The sequence below is a fragment of the Endozoicomonas sp. ALB032 genome (assembly GCF_049310125.1).
Lineage (GTDB): Bacteria > Pseudomonadota > Gammaproteobacteria > Pseudomonadales > Endozoicomonadaceae > Endozoicomonas_A.
In genome coordinates, this window is record NZ_JBLYNW010000001.1 from 5,397,970 (window position 1) to 5,414,592 (window position 16,623).

The 16,623-nt window shown below is 46.9% G+C and carries 13 protein-coding genes and 2 CRISPR repeat arrays; of the genes, 5 read left to right on the plus strand and 8 right to left on the minus strand.

What is annotated here, in order from left to right; all coding sequences use genetic code 11:
• Position 1 precedes the first annotated feature (1 nt).
• Genes csy1 through cas6f form a run of 4 tightly spaced genes read left to right on the plus strand, consistent with a single transcriptional unit; the run spans position 2 to position 4,267 of the window.
• A complete protein-coding gene (gene csy1 / locus ACO6VG_RS19720; protein ID WP_422475249.1) occupies positions 2-1,489 on the plus strand; it encodes a type I-F CRISPR-associated protein Csy1 in 1,488 nt (495 codons plus the stop codon).
• A complete protein-coding gene (csy2, locus tag ACO6VG_RS19725) occupies positions 1,486-2,682 on the plus strand; it encodes a type I-F CRISPR-associated protein Csy2 (protein WP_422138059.1) in 1,197 nt (398 codons plus the stop codon). Before csy1 ends, csy2 begins: the two co-directional genes overlap by 4 nt.
• Positions 2,683-2,695: 13 nt before the next feature.
• On the plus strand, positions 2,696-3,673 hold the full coding sequence (gene csy3, locus ACO6VG_RS19730; protein ID WP_422138060.1) for a type I-F CRISPR-associated protein Csy3: 978 nt from the start codon (positions 2,696-2,698) through the stop codon (positions 3,671-3,673).
• Between the two features lie 9 nt (positions 3,674-3,682).
• The gene (cas6f, locus tag ACO6VG_RS19735; RefSeq protein WP_422475251.1) at positions 3,683-4,267 is read left to right on the plus strand and encodes a type I-F CRISPR-associated endoribonuclease Cas6/Csy4; all 585 of its coding nucleotides are present in this window, start codon (positions 3,683-3,685) and stop codon (positions 4,265-4,267) included.
• Between the two features lie 245 nt (positions 4,268-4,512).
• Positions 4,513-4,783: a CRISPR direct-repeat array (repeat unit 28 nt; unit sequence TTTCTAAGCTGCCTGCACGGCAGTGAAC).
• Between the two features lie 99 nt (positions 4,784-4,882).
• Positions 4,883-9,417: a CRISPR direct-repeat array (repeat unit 28 nt; unit sequence TTTCTAAGCTGCCTGCACGGCAGTGAAC).
• Between the two features lie 266 nt (positions 9,418-9,683).
• On the opposite strand, the gene ACO6VG_RS19740 is transcribed toward cas6f, so the two are convergent.
• Complete coding sequence (locus ACO6VG_RS19740; protein ID WP_422475253.1) at positions 9,684-10,478, minus strand: hypothetical protein; 795 nt, start codon at positions 10,476-10,478, stop codon at positions 9,684-9,686.
• A 216-nt stretch (positions 10,479-10,694) separates the two neighbouring features.
• On the opposite strand from ACO6VG_RS19740, the gene ACO6VG_RS19745 reads away from it, so the two are divergent.
• A complete protein-coding gene (locus ACO6VG_RS19745; protein WP_422441830.1) occupies positions 10,695-11,168 on the plus strand; it encodes a methyltransferase domain-containing protein in 474 nt (157 codons plus the stop codon).
• Here ACO6VG_RS19745 and ACO6VG_RS19750 read toward each other — a convergent pair.
• The 7 genes from ACO6VG_RS19750 to ihfB form a co-directional block, all read right to left on the minus strand.
• Positions 11,140-11,394 (minus strand): FeoC-like transcriptional regulator, encoded by a 255-nt coding sequence (locus ACO6VG_RS19750; protein WP_422138064.1) that lies wholly within the window; start codon positions 11,392-11,394, stop codon positions 11,140-11,142. The genes ACO6VG_RS19745 and ACO6VG_RS19750 overlap by 29 nt on opposite strands.
• Positions 11,394-13,748, minus strand: a complete 2,355-nt coding sequence (gene feoB, locus ACO6VG_RS19755) for a Fe(2+) transporter permease subunit FeoB (RefSeq protein WP_422475255.1) — start codon at positions 13,746-13,748, stop codon at positions 11,394-11,396. The genes ACO6VG_RS19750 and feoB overlap by 1 nt, the downstream gene beginning before the upstream one ends.
• Positions 13,745-13,978 (minus strand): FeoA family protein, encoded by a 234-nt coding sequence (locus ACO6VG_RS19760; protein WP_422410040.1) that lies wholly within the window; start codon positions 13,976-13,978, stop codon positions 13,745-13,747. Before ACO6VG_RS19760 ends, feoB begins: the two co-directional genes overlap by 4 nt.
• A gap of 315 nt (positions 13,979-14,293) precedes the next feature.
• A complete protein-coding gene (locus ACO6VG_RS19765) occupies positions 14,294-14,497 on the minus strand; it encodes a hypothetical protein (RefSeq protein WP_422133896.1) in 204 nt (67 codons plus the stop codon).
• A gap of 123 nt (positions 14,498-14,620) precedes the next feature.
• Positions 14,621-15,796, minus strand: coding sequence for a lipopolysaccharide assembly protein LapB (lapB, locus tag ACO6VG_RS19770; protein WP_422133897.1), 1,176 nt, complete (start codon positions 15,794-15,796; stop codon positions 14,621-14,623).
• A complete protein-coding gene (locus tag ACO6VG_RS19775; RefSeq protein WP_422133898.1) occupies positions 15,796-16,116 on the minus strand; it encodes a lipopolysaccharide assembly protein LapA domain-containing protein in 321 nt (106 codons plus the stop codon). Before ACO6VG_RS19775 ends, lapB begins: the two co-directional genes overlap by 1 nt.
• Before the next feature lie 81 nt (positions 16,117-16,197).
• Positions 16,198-16,497, minus strand: coding sequence for an integration host factor subunit beta (gene ihfB, locus ACO6VG_RS19780; protein ID WP_422133899.1), 300 nt, complete (start codon positions 16,495-16,497; stop codon positions 16,198-16,200).
• Positions 16,498-16,623: the final 126 nt, after the last annotated feature.

Sequence of the window (16,623 nt, forward strand, 5' to 3'; positions counted from 1 at the left end):
AATGGTAGAAAAATTAAACAGCTGGCATAAGGTTATCAAGCACTATATTGATGACCTGAAAGAACATGGCAACCAGCAGCTCTACATTGATGAGCTGGTAGCGATATTCCTCTCTAAACAATTAGGTTTAGTCACAGTCTCTCAAGAGGATCAAAGAGAATTTAAACGTCTTATCCAACCCATTAACAAAAAACCACCAACCAGTAAAAACAGGCCCTTATTTGAAAAGGCCTACCAACAGCTTCTTGAAAAAGAATGGATCAGCGACTTTTCGCTACCGCTGCAGCGCATTAACAACAAAACTGATTTTTACAATATCTGGATATGTCGGTCAGTGGAGCTCAGTGGTGGTGTCATGCCTGCAACCCACGCCGCCAAACTGTCACACTCAAAAAGTTCTGGCTCATCCATACTGGATTATTCAAACAATCAAAAAGAGGGCTATTTAACGACCAGTAGCTTAAAGCGCAAAATCGTAGATGGCACCTACGTAGATGCAAAATTCTCAAGGCAGATTAAGTTTTTGCTGCTGAGGCACAACGAGACTTACCTGTTTGATGCAATCTACGACACCGGTAATGCGGAATTGGACCATTTTGCTGAAAGCCCTGAAGAACTCAACACCTGGTTAAGCAAGTATCGTGATGTTCTGGCACAAATACCCAGAACAGACACCTTGTTGAAGCAAATATACTTTCCCATAGAGCCCCAGAAATACCACTTATTGAGTGTGCTAAAATCATCATCACTGGCTCAGAAGATATACGATTCACACTTTTCCAAAGATGCCCAAAATGACAAAAAGTCAATAGACAAAGCAAGAAAAAATAATAAATACGCAGAAGGAAATACCTTTTGGATTCCAGATGTCAACAAACTAATGACTACTCAGAGTCAGCCGCAAAATGCGACTACACTCAATGGCAAGCGTCGAGGCGCCATCAGGTTGCTCTCTTGCCAACCACCTGTCTGGAAAAGTAATTTAAAACCTCCCATTTACCATTCATCTTTGTTTCAGGGCATCCATGCCAGAGAAGTAAGAGACGACATTGAATACTTACGTAATTTTTTAATGCGTAATGAACGTCTTGATCTCAGTATTCGTGATCCCCAAAAAAGGCAATGGCTGATTAAATGGGGGCAACACATTATAGATACAGTGCTTTTTTACGTGCAGGAAGTTCAAAAACTCCCAGCAGGCTGGAGCAATGTACCAGATATCAAACTCAAACAGGCGCACCAGTATTTTCTCGACCCTTATCGAGAAGATGAAGCGTTTCAAGCCGCAAGAAAAGGCAGCAATTGGCAAGAGGTTATCAGCCAAGATTTTGCCGTCTGGTTAAACAGCAAGCTACCGGGTAAAGATAAGCAGTTCACGCCACAACCTGCACACCGGAAGCTATGGACTCTACTAATGGCTGATGCTTTGCGAGAACTAACGCCTGCTCTAGAGGTGAAATTCAAACAAAAACCGAGGGGCGATGCATGAGCCTGTATCTACTAATCAACCGGATTAAGGTAGAAAATGCCAATACCATTGCCGGATTTACTTGGGGGTTTCCAGCCATCACCCATTTTCTGGGCTTCTCCCATAATCTAGCTCGAAAACACGCTTGCTCAAGTTTTTCCAATCTTAAGTTAGAGGGCTGCAGTGTTTTTGCTCATGAACACCATGTGCATACCTATGGCAACTACAATGACCGCTTTCTGCAAAGCAAAAATCCGGCCTATTTAGAGAAAGATGCCGAAAATGTCGCCAAAGGCAGTTCTCCTTCAATCATTGAAGAAGGTAAGATGAATATGATGGTGTCATTGTTAATCGCAGTGGAGGGGCTTCCCGGACGCCGGACCAATGAATGGCTGGAATGGGTCAAAGGTCAGTGTCTCAGGCAGCGTTTAGCTGGCGGCTCTATTTGGAAGATAGGCGCTGTTGCCCTTTTTGATTTAACCGACAGCAATGACTTTTACCGACTAAAACGACAATTGTTGCCTGGCTTTGCCCTGATGGACCGATCCGGAGCATTAGCTGAACATTACCAGAAATGCCTTGAGGAAAATCCAGAAACTGAACAAATCGACGCCTGGCTGGACTTTTCGGCACTCAAACAGCGTGCCCGCCCCCAATCGAACCTGATTAATACATATCTCAAAGATCGGGCAAAAACAGGCGAGGACATCGAGGGGCTTTATGAGTGCTGGAATAAGCATTTAGAGACCACTCACGAGGGCGAGATTCCCGATTTACTCAAAGCCTTTTTCTCTGACCTACAAGACAGTAAAGAGCATAAACATTTACTGCAACAGTGGGCACAGTACATAGCGCCCGATGCCAAAACCCCCGCAGACTGGAGTTACCAGGCCAAACCCGAAGGCGGTTATCTTGTACCAATAATGACGGGTTACAAAGCAATTTCACCGGTCTATGACAACAATGAAATTTTGAATACCCGTGATGCAGAAACCCCGGTCTGTTTTGTGGAGTCCGTCCACTCAGTGGGGGAATGGAAAGGCGTTCACCATTTCCGGGAAGAGGGGGATATTACTGCCAGCCTTTGGCATTATCAGTATGAAGATGGCTGGTACTTATGCAGACAAACAACACAACAAACTATTGCCAGCACAGGAAATCTGGACGACCAGATTCTGGCGATATACGACAACCCTGAAGATGAACTGGTCTAAAAAGGATAGAAGAATGAGTATTAAACTACCGAGCATGTTGGCTTTTGAACGCAAGCTGGAAACATCGGATGCCCTGATGATGGCGGGTAATTGGAAGGATAAAGATGATGATAAGCTTTGGTCTGAAATTACCATCACCCAAAGAAAAAACCGCTCTACTCAAAGCGCTTTTGGCACTAAAGATGCCGACAAAGTCAAACCAAACCCTGTGTCATCTGATAATGATGATGCTAACCTGCCCCATGACAAGGATACATTAAAGGTCAGCTTCTCCCTGAGAGTCGTTGGTGGAATTGGTGTACCTTTTGGCTGTAACGATCCTGAATTTACCAATGCCATTATCAAAAAAACCAAAGAATACAAATCTGATGGACTAAAAGAGCTGGCTTTCCGCTATGCCTATAACATAGCCAGTGGCCGTTTTCTCTGGCGTAACCGTGTTTGTGCAGAGAAAATATCAGTACAAATCCGTGTGGGTGACGAATCTCCAAAAACATTCAATGGTTATGACTTCCCGCTTAATGACTTCAACTCTCAACGGGAGAATGAAGATTTATCGCAAATTGCCAGTGCTATGTACGTCGGCTTGAATAATGACGATCATTTTGTCTGCTTAACCGTCAATGCTTTTGTCAAACAAGGGGTTGGTCAGCACGTATTCCCTTCTCAGGAAATGAATATGGGCGAAAAGAAAAAAGTGCTTTTTAAACTTGGCAACTGTGCCGCATTGCACAGCGTAAAAGTCGGCAATGCCATTCGCACTATTGATGACTGGTATGGAACAGACCAAACACCGGCTGATTTCCCCATCGCTGTTGAGCCTTATGGCGCTGTTACACAGCAAGCCCAAGCTTATCGAAAAAGTAAGACCGATCTCTATACCCTAATGCTTAACTGGGTTAACGACAAACTGATCACTGAAAATCAGAAAAATTATGTATTAGCTAATCTGATCCGTGGTGGTGTATTTAGCAGAAAAGCTGATTCATAAGGGGGGATGATGAAGCATTATATTGAGCTAACACTTATCCCTAATGAAGAAATTGGCCATCACTTTCTTTGGGAGAAGATCTTTCAGCAGGTGCATCTGGCTCTGGTTGACCAACAGAATGCTGATGGAAGTTCATCCGTTGGCATTGCCTTCCCGGAATTCAGTGATGAACAGCACAGGCTGGGTCGAAAGTTGAGGGCATTTGCCATAAACGAAAGTCAGTTAGTCGAGCTTAATATGACACAATCGTTGAACAGGCTCAGGGACTACGTTCACCTGTCACCCATAAAGCCAGTGCCTGACGGTATCAAAGACTATGTCATTTTCCAACGGCTGCAGTTTAAGTCTAATATTGAGCGCTTGGCTCGGCGGGCGGCAAAACGCAGTGGCACCAGCTTTGAACAGGCGATGGAAGAGAGGAAGCATCTACAACCTCAATACAGCAAAGCACCATTCATATGGATGAAGAGCTTGAGCAAGAAAAAGCGTTTCAAACTCTTCATTGGAGGTGAGTTTACCCAGAATGTCATGATGAATGGGACAACATTTAATTTATACGGACTGTCAAAGGGAGGTGCTTTACCTCATTTTTGACCCTTTATTTAACTGCCTTTAAAAATATTATATAAATCAAACAGTTACAAAATACACCTAGATTATTGGGTTAACCGCTCAATTATTCATAAGTTATTGTTGTAACGTTTTTTAAAGTTCGACGGTTCACTGCCGCACAGGCAGGCAGCATAGTAAAGTCTCAAAACTCGCTTAACTCGAATTTTTTTGTTCACTGCTTCTGCGACAATGAACGGCTTAAGTTCGGATAAAGGCAGGTGTCCAAATTTCTAAGCTGCCTGTGCGGCAGTTAACTTCGGGCGGGGTCAGTTATGTGCTGGTGCCCGTTTTCTAAGCTGCCTGTGCGGCAGTGAACGCTGTCTGAACCGACTTGGCCAGCTCGGAAAGTTTCTAAGCTGCCTGCACGGCAGTGAACAGCTTTCATCAACTAACATTCCTCCTTTTAATTTTCTGAGCTGCCTGCACGGCAGTGAACGGAAGACGTTATCTGCAGAAGACATTCGGGAGCTTTCTAAGCTGCCTGCACGGCAGTGAACAAACGGCGATTGGTCGACCTAATGGCTACAAATTTTCTAAGCTGCCTGCCCTCTGCACGGCAGTGAACTCACTAAACAAACCGCTATCGGTCGGGCTAACTTTCTAAGCTGCCTGCACGGCAGTGAACTTTAACACTGATAGGGAGCCGCTGGTATCGGCTTTCTAAGCTGCCTGCACGGCAGTGAACAAACATACTCCGCAGTTCATGATAGAACGTGTTTTTCTAAGCTGCCTGCACGGCAGTGAACGCTACCAACAGGGATTGCGCCGCTATTATCACTTTCTGAGCTGCCTGCACGGCAGTGAACATCAACGAACTGAATAAAATGGACGGCCATCATTTCTAAGCTGCCTGCACGGCAGTGAACGTGACGAACCAACCGACATGACCGAACATTTCTTTCTAAGCTGCCTGCACGGCAGTGAACCTGGAGTTAAACCGGGCACGACTCCTGACTATTTTCTAAGCTGCCTGCACGGCAGTGAACTCACGACATAATAGCCTCTGACATTGCCGAATTTTCTAAGCTGCCTGCACGGCAGTGAACTGGCACGTAGACCCTCAGAAACGCTTTAAAACTTTCTAAGCTGCTTGCACGGCAGTGAACTCCGGCTGAAGTTGCTGCAAGTATTGTTGAGCTTTCTAAGCTGCCTGCACGGCAGTGAACTAATGACCGAGATTCTTACTGGATGGATTCATTTTCTAAGCTGCCTGCACGGCAGTGAACTTTGTACTGCTATGACTGGTCATAGCAGGAAATTTCTAAGCTGCCTGCACGGCAGTGAACTCTTTTGTTGATTGGGTGTTTGCTCGTTTATTTTTCTAAGCTGCCTGCACGGCAGTGAACCATCCTGATTATGGTCGGGTGATATTGGTCATTTTCTAAGCTGCCTGCACGGCAGTGAACAAAAAAATACGTGGGCCGGTCTGGCGACACTTTTCTAAGCTGCCTGCACGGCAGTGAACCTTGGATTTTGTGCACGAATGTGGCGAGCGTTTTTCTAAGCTGCCTGCACGGCAGTGAACGGTCTGATGACGTTAGCCTTTTTACCATTCAATTTCTAAGCTGCCTGCACGGCAGTGAACTCGGCGAAGTCTCCGCCATTTCCGAAGAAGCATTTCTAAGCTGCCTGCACGGCAGTGAACATATTTGCGTAGAGCCCGTTATAACGGCTGTCTTTCTAAGCTGCCTGCACGGCAGTGAACTTTTCACAGTCCTTTATGAAACCGCTGCCTCTTTTCTAAGCTGCCTGCACGGCAGTGAACGTAGACACCATAAGCACAGGCCAGACCCGGAATTTCTAAGCTGCCTGCACGGCAGTGAACAAACAGCTGTTAAAAAGCCCCAAGACCTGGCTTTTCTAAGCTGCCTGCACGGCAGTGAACTCCATATATTCAACTCCTGAATAAATATTTTCTTTCTAAGCTGCCTGCACGGCAGTGAACCTCATCTGGCTCATGTTCATACTCACCGAGCTTTTCTAAGCTGCCTGCACAGCAGTGAACACGAGCGAGCCAAAGGCTACTTGGAAGAGATGTTTCTAAGCTGCCTGCACGGCAGTGAACACACTGATCTTTCTACAGCTCATGCGTAGCATTTTCTAAGCTGCCTGCACGGCAGTGAACTTGCCGCCAGTCTCACATAAATCTAATAATTTTTTCTAAGCTGCCTGCACGGCAGTGAACCATTCGATATTGTCTCAGATTATGTTTATTCATTTCTAAGCTGCCTGCACGGCAGTGAACGATCCTGAAGTGGATATGGATGATGGTTCGGCTTTCTAAGCTGCCTGCACGGCAGTGAACTGTCTGAAAATGGCCTTGGCTGGAACTGGTCTTTTCTAAGCTGCCTGCACGGCAGTGAACGTAATTAATATCAGACACAAGCCGTTTGATACTTTCTAAGCTGCCTGCACGGCAGTGAACGCGTAAAAGGCTACCTGGAGCATTACTCACTCGTTTCTAAGCTGCCTGCACGGCAGTGAACTTCTCTGGTGGTTCGAAGTGAGGGAGTCACATTTTCTAAGCTGCCTGCACGGCAGTGAACTTCTCTGGTGGTTCGAAGTGAGGGAGTCACATTTTCTAAGCTGCCTGCACGGCAGTGAACCCTACCATGAGCAAAAGCACGATGGTGGAACTTTTCTAAGCTGCCTGCACGGCAGTGAACCCGAGGATTGTGGTTTTGGGTGGGGCTTGACATTTCTAAGCTGCCTGCACGGCAGTGAACATCTACCATCGCCTTGGCAGACTCAAAACAAGTTTCTAAGCTGCCTGCACGGCAGTGAATGAGAGCTCACGCACCGGCATTTTCCCAGGACATTTCTAAGCTGCCTGCACGGCAGTGAACGTTCTAGTTGTGAAACTGACCAGTATTGTTCTTTTCTAAGCTGCCTGCACGGCAGTGAACTTATATGCTTAACCATGGCTGCCAACCCTGTTTTTCTAAGCTGCCTGCACGGCAGTGAACTAAAAGATAGTGGAAGCCCATATTTTATTGTCTTTCTAAGCTGCCTGCACGGCAGTGAACAAAGTGGACCCGATCCCACGTCAAACCAATGATTTCTAAGCTGCCTGCACGGCAGTGAACTTCGGCCATCGCATTCTGAGCAGTGAGAGAAATTTCTAAGCTGCCTGCACGGCAGTGAACATTCAAGAGTTCAAAAGCGCCTATCAGACCACTTTCTAAGCTGCCTGCACGGCAGTGAACCGTTTAAAATTACTGGGGCAGTCAATATCATTTTTCTAAGCTGCCTGCACGGCAGTGAACTATGACCCAGGGAGTGAACTTAATCTGTTCTTTTTCTAAGCTGCCTGCACGGCAGTGAACGGTAAAGAAAAGGCGGTGCAAGTGATACCGGTTTTCTAAGCTGCCTGCACGGCAGTGAACCGGTGATGGTGGTACAGAACATGACTATTGACTTTCTAAGCTGCCTGCACGGCAGTGAACTTGGTTATTTCTCCTGCAAACATTGGCTGCAATTTCTAAGCTGCCTGCACGGCAGTGAACCCGTCAGGTTGATGGCAATTTTTCCAGAGCCTTTTCTAAGCTGCCTGCACGGCAGTGAACTATTGCCAAACAGGTACGGACGAAGTTTTAACTTTCTAAGCTGCCTGCACGGCAGTGAACACCGTATGTGATCTGGCTGTGTTTTTCGTTGCTTTCTAAGCTGCCTGCACGGCAGTGAACATGAAACTTACCAATGCCCGTCATGTGGTCACTTTTCTAAGCTGCCTGCACGGCAGTGAACTCGCTCTAATCTGAGTAGCAGGGTCAATTAGTTTTCTAAGCTGCCTGCACGGCAGTGAACGGGCTGGATGGCGGTAGCGTGGGTGGATGTATTTTCTAAGCTGCCTGCACGGCAGTGAACTCATCACAGCAAGCGGTGCAGTTATCCGCCATTTTCTAAGCTGCCTGCACGGCAGTGAACGATGGCGGTGCTGGATGTCGTGAGGCGGTTCTTTTCTAAGCTGCCTGCACGGCAGTGAACGTTTGCCCATAAATCTTCAGAGTTTTTCCACCATTTCTAAGCTGCCTGCACGGCAGTGAACAGAGGTAATCATTATGGTATGTATTAAATATGTTTCTAAGCTGCCTGCACGGCAGTGAACGGTAACCGTTGGTTTTTGCAGCAAAATATTTGCTTTCTAAGCTGCCTGCACGGCAGTGAACGGCAGGTGATAAAGGGGTTAGTTGCTACTGTTTTTCTAAGCTGCCTGCACGGCAGTGAACGTCCATCCCACTGAATAGCATCAACAATGAGCTTTCTAAGCTGCCTGCACGGCAGTGAACGAAGATCTGGACGATTTGGAATTGCTCTCTAAATTTCTAAGCTGCCTGCACGGCAGTGAACATGAAGCCCCGGCCAGGGCGAGCGGGTCCGGTTTTCTAAGCTGCCTGCACGGCAGTGAACTTCTTGATAGTTATTTTGAAAAAAGGAGTGACTTTCTAAGCTGCCTGCACGGCAGTGAACCGTGAGTCACGTACGAACCAGTCCCCTATATTTTTCTAAGCTGCCTGCACGGCAGTGAACGTTTACCGGTTGCCACTGGGCGACGGGCGACGTTTCTAAGCTGCCTGCACGGCAGTGAACCCTGGATCTTTTTGCCGTTGTATTTGCCTCTGTTTCTAAGCTGCCTGCACGGCAGTGAACCCCTTCCAGCTCATGCCTGATACTGGCTATCATTTCTAAGCTGCCTGCACGGCAGTGAACACTTCCTGAATTTCTCGACGATTTTCGTCTCTTTTCTAAGCTGCCTGCACGGCAGTGAACACTGATTTTGCTTGCGGTCTATATAATGGCCATTTCTAAGCTGCCTGCACGGCAGTGAACAATTTTTACTCCTAGATAATGATTAACCGATAATTTCTAAGCTGCCTGCACGGCAGTGAACGAAGTCCGGTAAACGTGGCTCCTTTTCACCTTTTTCTAAGCTGCCTGCACGGCAGTGAACGCCCGGATCGTTGCCCGGAACTCTCCGGCAGACTTTCTAAGCTGCCTGCACGGCAGTGAACATTAATGAAGGCGTACCCAGACACATCATCATTTTCTAAGCTGCCTGCACGGCAGTGAACTGACAGATGATCTAATTAAAAAACTCCCTCAATTTCTAAGCTGCCTGCACGGCAGTGAACCAGAGTATAAAGCATCAAACCACTTATATAACAGCAACTTAGGAATAAATATCAAATTCACCCCAATTTTTTGAGCCATTTATAACCATATGATTTTTAACATCTTTTTAAAGAGCGAATATTTTTGGTCAAAATCAGGAAAATGTCACTCTGTTGCAAACACCCAAAAAAATCAAACCAGCAAAGTCGGTGGCGCAAATATAAGCCAACTATGCTCCCAAACCATCTGGCAGCCAAAGTGCATCGCGATAGACGACGACGGGCTTTTATTCATAGTAAGAAGCTTCCCGACTGTACCAGGACTGAGGGCGCCCGACGGGCTGATTGAAATCCGGGAATGGCAGTAGCTTGCCATTGGGACCTTTGGTCATTTTATAATCCTGCCATCGATCATCAATATACAATTCATCACCGGCACGTATAAATTTTAATTGAGCATAGACCGCTATGGGCAAAGGCTTAACTCCCGCTGTGTATGCAACACCCGAGGTAAAACCTGTCAGCTCAAAGCCGTTTTTCAGCCAGTCGACATTGCCTGTAAGGGCATGGGACTCCACCACGGCAGGATCACTGTGGGACAGTACACTGCTTTCAAAATGCCATTGATGTTCGGCATCTATTCTTAATACGTAGCGAATCGCCAGATAGCGGTGCTCACGAAACTTTTTCTTGCGCTGATCATGTTTATTAATTTCGTAAAACGTATTCCTGATGGCTTCAATCGTATCAAAAGCGATGCCATCCGCCATTCGATAAGGATTACCAATGAGCACCTCACCCTTAGAGATGGTCAGTGTTTCTGGCTCATTTTCGACAGGTTTATTTTTATACTCCTTGTCAATAATGATACGGAACTGCCTGGCATGCATCGGCTCATACCGCCCAAGTACTGATTGCAGTTTTTGGAAGCCTGCATCCAGACTTTCAATAGACGGGACAGGTTCGGCTGCATAGAGAGGCCAAATGACGATTGTGACCAATGAGAAAACGCCAGTGATCGCCAATTTTCTCAACGTACTGTTTATCGCACTATATATCGCACTGTTTATTGCACTATTCATCGCACTACTTGACTTGAGACTCTGTTTGTAAGCTAGTTCATACAGCAAAACTGTCCAGCCAGAACTTGATCAAAGCGTCAAATAAAGAGCAATATAAAAACCTGGCGGGTAATAAAGTTCTTTAAGGGAATGATTAACTTTGAACACACAATTCTGATTCTGATCTTTTTTGCAGGCTGCCTGATAACTACGACCATTGTCTTTTGGAGCCTGCGTTTGGGCATCACTCCAACACCCTCCTCTGGCAAGGTAAGAGTAAAACTACTGGAAACCCTGCCTTCAAGGGTCGATGGCAACATTTATGAACTGGGCTGTGGTTTTGGTTCTCTGATTTCAGTGTTGGCAAATGCCTATCCTGACCGCATCATCTTCGGAATTGAACGTTCTCCCCTCCCCTACTGGATCAGCCGAATACGCTGCAGCCATCTAAAAAATGTCATCATCATTCAGCAGGATATTTTTCAACATCAATGGGAAGAAGCCGGATTGGTCGTATGCTATCTCTATCCGGGCGCTATGGAAAAGTTATCCGGGGCATTCAAGGAGAAACTTAAGGATGGCTGTTACATCGTCAGCCACACATTCAGGCTACCGGGATGGCAGCCTGAACGTACGAATAAGGCTAACGATTTATACCTTAGCCCAGTCTATCGATATCGGGTTAATCACTCTGAACACAGACAGGAATGAGATCGTAGTGACTCGAGCTTAACCAACGATAGACAATCAATTGTTCAGGCCCACAACTGACACACCCCTGTTTGCAGCCGGATGACTCCTCCACCACTTTTCCTTTCCTGACCCAGTGACTCAGCATGGCCTGCATGGCTTCAGGGTCTACTTCAAAATGCTGACTCAGTTCAGCCAAAGTACAGATACCTTTTTCTGACAGAAAATCTCTGATTGATAGCAGCATCAATGGCTTCCTGAAGAGCTTCTGAGTGTTTCAGCGGGTAAATCTTCTGAAGTGAATAGCAATCTCTGCCCTGCCCTCCTGAGTAGCAGAAACACCAGAGCCATGGCCAGTATTATAATGGACAGCCAGCTCAGGGATGTCAGTGGTTGAATAGTGATTCGGGACAGCTGGTAGTATAGAGTAGCCACTGAATATCCCATGAAGAAAGTCCAGCCCGCCACAAAGAATGTCCAGCGAAGGCCTGATTCCCGATAAATAGCCCCCAGGGCTGCAACACAGGGTGTGTAGAGCAGGATCATCAGGAGATAAGCGACGACAGCCGCATCACTGATGAACAGTCTTTGCATGACCGCGAAGGTGGAAACTTCCACTGCCTGGTCCTGCGCTACTGATTCCAGATTACTCAAATCACCAACACTGAGTCCAAGAGGATCTGCCAGAGAAGATACCACCTCTGAAAGATTGACAGGAATGGTTGCCATGGCCTCCTTAAAACCAGACATAAAGTCAAAATTATGGGCTTGGGCTTGAGTGCCATTCTCCTGCTCAGCGATGGAGGTGTACATGGAGTTTAGCGTGCCAACCACCGCCTCTTTTGCCAGAATGCCTGTGAACAGGCCAACAGCCGCTGGCCAGTTATCTTCTGACATACCCATGGGAGCAAAAGCAGGTGAAATGGTTTGACCTATTTTACTGAGCGCTGATGACCGGGTGTCTTCATGGCCAAAACTGCCGTCAGTTCCTACAGAGTTCAGGGTATTGAGTATCATTACTACGAGAACTATGGCTTTACCTGCCCTGAACAAGAAGGCTTTCAGTCGGCTCCAGGTTCTCAGCAGTACATGCTTGACTGACGGCCTGTGATAGTTAGGTAACTCCATAACAAAAGGTGTAACCTCTCCACTGAAGAGACTCTTCTTCAGCATCAAACCCGTTACCACCGCAGCCAGAATACCCGTCAGGTAGAGTGTAAAAACCACATTCTGGCCGAAACCGGGAAAGAAGGCCGCAGCAAATAACGCATAAACAGGAAGACGCGCACCACAGGACATAAAAGGCGCCATGGCAATGGTCAGCATCCGGTCCTGCTGATTTTCCAGCGTCCGGGTCGCCATAATGGCCGGTACGTTACAGCCAAACCCAACCAACATAGGCACAAAAGCCTTTCCGGGAAGACCCAGAAAACGCATTGCCCTGTCCATAACAAAGGCGGCTCTGGCCATATAACCTGAATCCTCCAGTACTGAAAGGAACAGGAACAGAAAAGCAATTACCGGTATGAAGGTAGAGACAGTCTGGATACCGCCACCGACACCTTTGGCCAGCAGCGCAATAATCCAGTCCGGCGCATCGATACTTTCAAGCAGATGGCTCACACCATCGACAAAGAAAGTGCCTGAGAGAATATCGAAAAAGTCTATAAAAGCACTGCCTATGTTCACAGAGAACATGAACATCAGATACATAACACCAAAGAAAACCGGCAACCCCACCAGTCGATTCAGGACAATGCGGTCGACACGCTCAGTAAGACCTTGACTTACATTCCCCATGCTTTTGACAGTATCCTTCATGATGAGGCTGATGCTTTCATAACGACCGTTTGCCACCAGGATATCCATCTCTGCATCATAGGCGTCCTCAAGTTGGGATCGCGCCAAAACCGCAGCCTCCAACAGACCCTGAGAAACCTGGTCAACAAAACCGGCCTCGCCCTCCAGTAATTTAAGCGACACCCAACGTGCAATTGAGCGATCTTCAATCTCACTGGCAACACGTGCCTGCAGGCAAGTAACAGATTCTTCCAGAACGCTTCCCAGATATTGCGGCTTTGCCGGTTCAACTCCTTTAAAAAAGCATTGATTAATAAGATCCTTGAGCCCCGGTGTTCCTTTGTTTCTGGAGGCTATCATGGCATGAACAGGGCAACCGAGCTGTTCGGACAGCTTTTCAGCATTGATCTTGAGACCTTTGTCCCTGGCAACATCCATCATGTTGAGGACAACAAGAACGGGGAGTCCCATATCCAACAGCTGTGTGGTCAGATACAGGTTACGCTCAATATTTGCAGCATCGACAACGTTGACGATCAACTCAGCTTCACGGGCAAGGATAAAGTCACGGGCAATGCGCTCATCCATCGATACCTGATCATCAACCACGTCCAGACAATAGGTACCAGGCAGGTCAACCACTTCAACGAGCTGGCTTTTATACTCATAGCGGCCACTGCGCTTTTCTACAGTAACACCAGGCCAATTGCCTACATGCTGACTGGCCCCCGTCAAACTGTTGAATAAAGTGGTTTTGCCGCAATTAGGGTTGCCTACAATCGCAAACACATGTTCGTTCATAGACGAGTCACTTCAACGGCTGCCGCTTCGTGACGACGCAGACTGAGTTGAAATCCCCGAACCTGGAGCTGAATAGGGTCACCCAGAGGCGCGACCCGGCATACTCTGAAACAGGTTCCAGGCGTCAGGCCCATGGCCAGAAGCTTACGACGATAGGCTGAGCCTGCTTCCCTGAAAGCGAAGACCCGAGCTTCCTCTCCTGTCCGGAGATCCCCTAAAGTGACCGTCATCACAATCTCCCAAGCCTCCTCCCGGAACGAACAGCAAGCGGGAGAGAGTGCTTCCTGATACATCTGATGATGTAGTGAAAAGAGTAACCTGAGGCGGTTCATGGAAAGACAACAACAGATTGAAAAGCAAGCGGAATACTAGACCTAAATGAGAATTATTTCAATTAACAATCGAACTCATTAATATCGTAGTTTCAGAAATATTAATTTTTAATTCATATAGATTTTTTCAAAATATCAAAAAGAAATATCTGCTAAATGAGTACGAAAATATTAAATGGTCATACTGTGGCATCTTGAAAATCAATTTAACTTTCAGCTCAGGGGGCCATTATTTTCTCTGTCTCCGACAATCTTCTCTGCCAGTGTATGGCGCACTTGAACCCTGGCTTCATCCAGTTCCTGAAGAGTGGCAATATTCATTTTTACTTTCAATCGAGATGGGGCTTTGTCGGCAAAAACAGGGGCAGAAAGAGCCAGCAGGGTCACTGCGGTAAAACTGATTATTCTTTTTCTCATCGGAGACATCCTTAACTTCCTGTCTGCCTCCCACGCTGCATCCTGAAATTTGGAAGATATACTAAGAAGGCTCTATAAACAGGTCTAGACAAGAACACTCAGTAAAACAAACAAATGGGGATATTACTCCCCTTCTACGCCCTGAATGGGTGCCAGAGTTCCCCAGCCATCACAACCCGGACAATGCCAATGCATCTCTTTGCCGGAAAAGCCACAGCTGAAGCACTGGTAAACAGGCTTTTCAAGCAACATCTGGTCTGTGACCTCTTTCAACAGTTTGATACTGGTCAGAGAGGGGTCAGAGGAATGATTTAACTGAATATTGATCAAGGCATTCAACCCCCTGAGAGAAGGTTGCCGTCGCAACTGAATGGTTAAAAATTCCATGGCAGACACTTCATCACGACTGTTCATTAACTGAGCCGTCATGGCCAATATAATAGCTGTACCCGACTTCTCATTGAGACACCGTGCCAGATAGCTGCCCAGAGCACGCTGCTGATGACTTCGGTGACAGACAGTTTCAAGCATTTCCAGAGTCAGTGGCACGTAACGATTATCCTGAATGGACACCTTCTGGAGAGCCTTAACGGCTTCTCTGTCGCGGCCTTCCTCCATCTCTATCTGGCCCAGTATCAAACTGGCCCTGACACAGTTCTTATCCCTGGAAAATGCTGTTCTGATGAACTTTCTGGCCCCCGATCGATCATTGTGAAGCAGTTTTTCTTCGGCTAACTCACAGTACAAATGAGCCAGCCTGGAGGCATAGTGCTCACCTGACAATTTACGGAGGGATTCTGCAATCTCAACGGCCTGCTGCCACTCTTTCTCTCTCTCATAGATTTTCAGAAGTTGTTCAAGCGCATCCACTCTATATTCATGATTTTGACTGGAAAGATCGACCAGCATGGCTTCGGCGCGATCAAATAATCCTGCAGTCATGTAGTCCTTGGCCAGCTCCAGCCGAACACGAATGGATTGAAGGGGGGTCAGACTGGGTCGGGCCAAAAGATCCTGATGCACCCGAATCGATTTATCCACCTCTCCTTTACGACAAAACAGGCTACCCAGGGCAAGATAGGTATCGACAGTATCATTATTAATATCCAGCGCTCTGATAAAGGTCTCAATGGCCTCATCCGTCTGCTCATTTAACAGATAGTTCAACCCCACAAAATACTCTTTAGAGAGGGGTCGCCCGGGGAAGTGGTCTTTTTTTTTCTTTTTTTCAGCACGTCCGAGAAGATATCCTGCCAGCATTGCCACCATAATCAGCGCCAGCAGTGCAACATCGGGCATCAGGTTAATCCTTGCAAGGCATTCGCTCTGAGTTTTTGTATTTCTGCATCACGTCGGCCCAGCTTACGCTTAAAACTGGCATTGGCCAACCTCAGCCGGGTCATAGCCACCAGTGAGACCAGCAGCCCGAATAGCCCGCCCATTATGAAGGAGATAACGACGACAGAAGACACCTTCACTTCTGGCAATAAAAAACCAGCCAGGTCGAATCTCACCAATTGTGGGTTAGCGACAATAAAATTGACGAGAATAATCAGCAGGAGGAGACTGCCCAACAGTATTACCAGCCGCTTCAGCCAGATACTCAAATGAGAGACCATATTCGATCAAACTCCAGTGATGACTTATTTACGATCCGATTCCGAGTCACAATTGAACAGAGCTTAACAACAGTGGAAAAATCAAGATTTCAGATTCTTAAGGCTACTGTTAACACGATCCCGCATATCTTTGCCCGGCTTGAAATGAGGAACGTATTTTCCATTCAGAACAACAGAGTCACCGGTCTTGGGATTTCGCCCCACCCTGGGAGCCCTGTAGTGCAGGGAAAAACTGCCAAACCCTCTGATTTCCACCCTTGTTCCACAGGAAAGAGAATGTGACATCTGCTCAAGAATAGATTTGATGGCCAGCTCTACATCCTTCACCGACAACTGATCTTGCAGATCGGTCAGTCGTTCTATCAATTCTGATCGGGTCATTGTCGTTCTTCCTATCCCTGCACCCTTGGGTGACACTGAAGTATCAGTATCGTTACAGACGCTGCACCCTGATCAGGAGATAAACAAGACATTAAACAGTCGTAGCCTGGAACGGCCAAGTATCTC

Coding starts and splice junctions, on each gene's coding strand:
- ACO6VG_RS19765 (WP_422133896.1), bottom strand. CDS start 14,497: ATGAGAAAAAGAATAATCAGTTTTACCGCAGTGACCCTGCTGGCTCTT.
- feoB (WP_422475255.1), bottom strand. CDS start 13,748: ATGAACGAACATGTGTTTGCGATTGTAGGCAACCCTAATTGCGGCAAA.
- ihfB (WP_422133899.1), bottom strand. CDS start 16,497: ATGACCCGATCAGAATTGATAGAACGACTGACCGATCTGCAAGATCAG.
- csy2 (WP_422138059.1), top strand. CDS start 1,486: ATGAGCCTGTATCTACTAATCAACCGGATTAAGGTAGAAAATGCCAAT.
- csy3 (WP_422138060.1), top strand. CDS start 2,696: ATGAGTATTAAACTACCGAGCATGTTGGCTTTTGAACGCAAGCTGGAA.
- ACO6VG_RS19760 (WP_422410040.1), bottom strand. CDS start 13,978: ATGACGGTCACTTTAGGGGATCTCCGGACAGGAGAGGAAGCTCGGGTC.
- lapB (WP_422133897.1), bottom strand. CDS start 15,796: ATGCCCGATGTTGCACTGCTGGCGCTGATTATGGTGGCAATGCTGGCA.
- ACO6VG_RS19740 (WP_422475253.1), bottom strand. CDS start 10,478: ATGAATAGTGCAATAAACAGTGCGATATATAGTGCGATAAACAGTACG.
- csy1 (WP_422475249.1), top strand. CDS start 2: ATGGTAGAAAAATTAAACAGCTGGCATAAGGTTATCAAGCACTATATT.
- cas6f (WP_422475251.1), top strand. CDS start 3,683: ATGAAGCATTATATTGAGCTAACACTTATCCCTAATGAAGAAATTGGC.
- ACO6VG_RS19775 (WP_422133898.1), bottom strand. CDS start 16,116: ATGGTCTCTCATTTGAGTATCTGGCTGAAGCGGCTGGTAATACTGTTG.
- ACO6VG_RS19750 (WP_422138064.1), bottom strand. CDS start 11,394: ATGCTGCTATCAATCAGAGATTTTCTGTCAGAAAAAGGTATCTGTACT.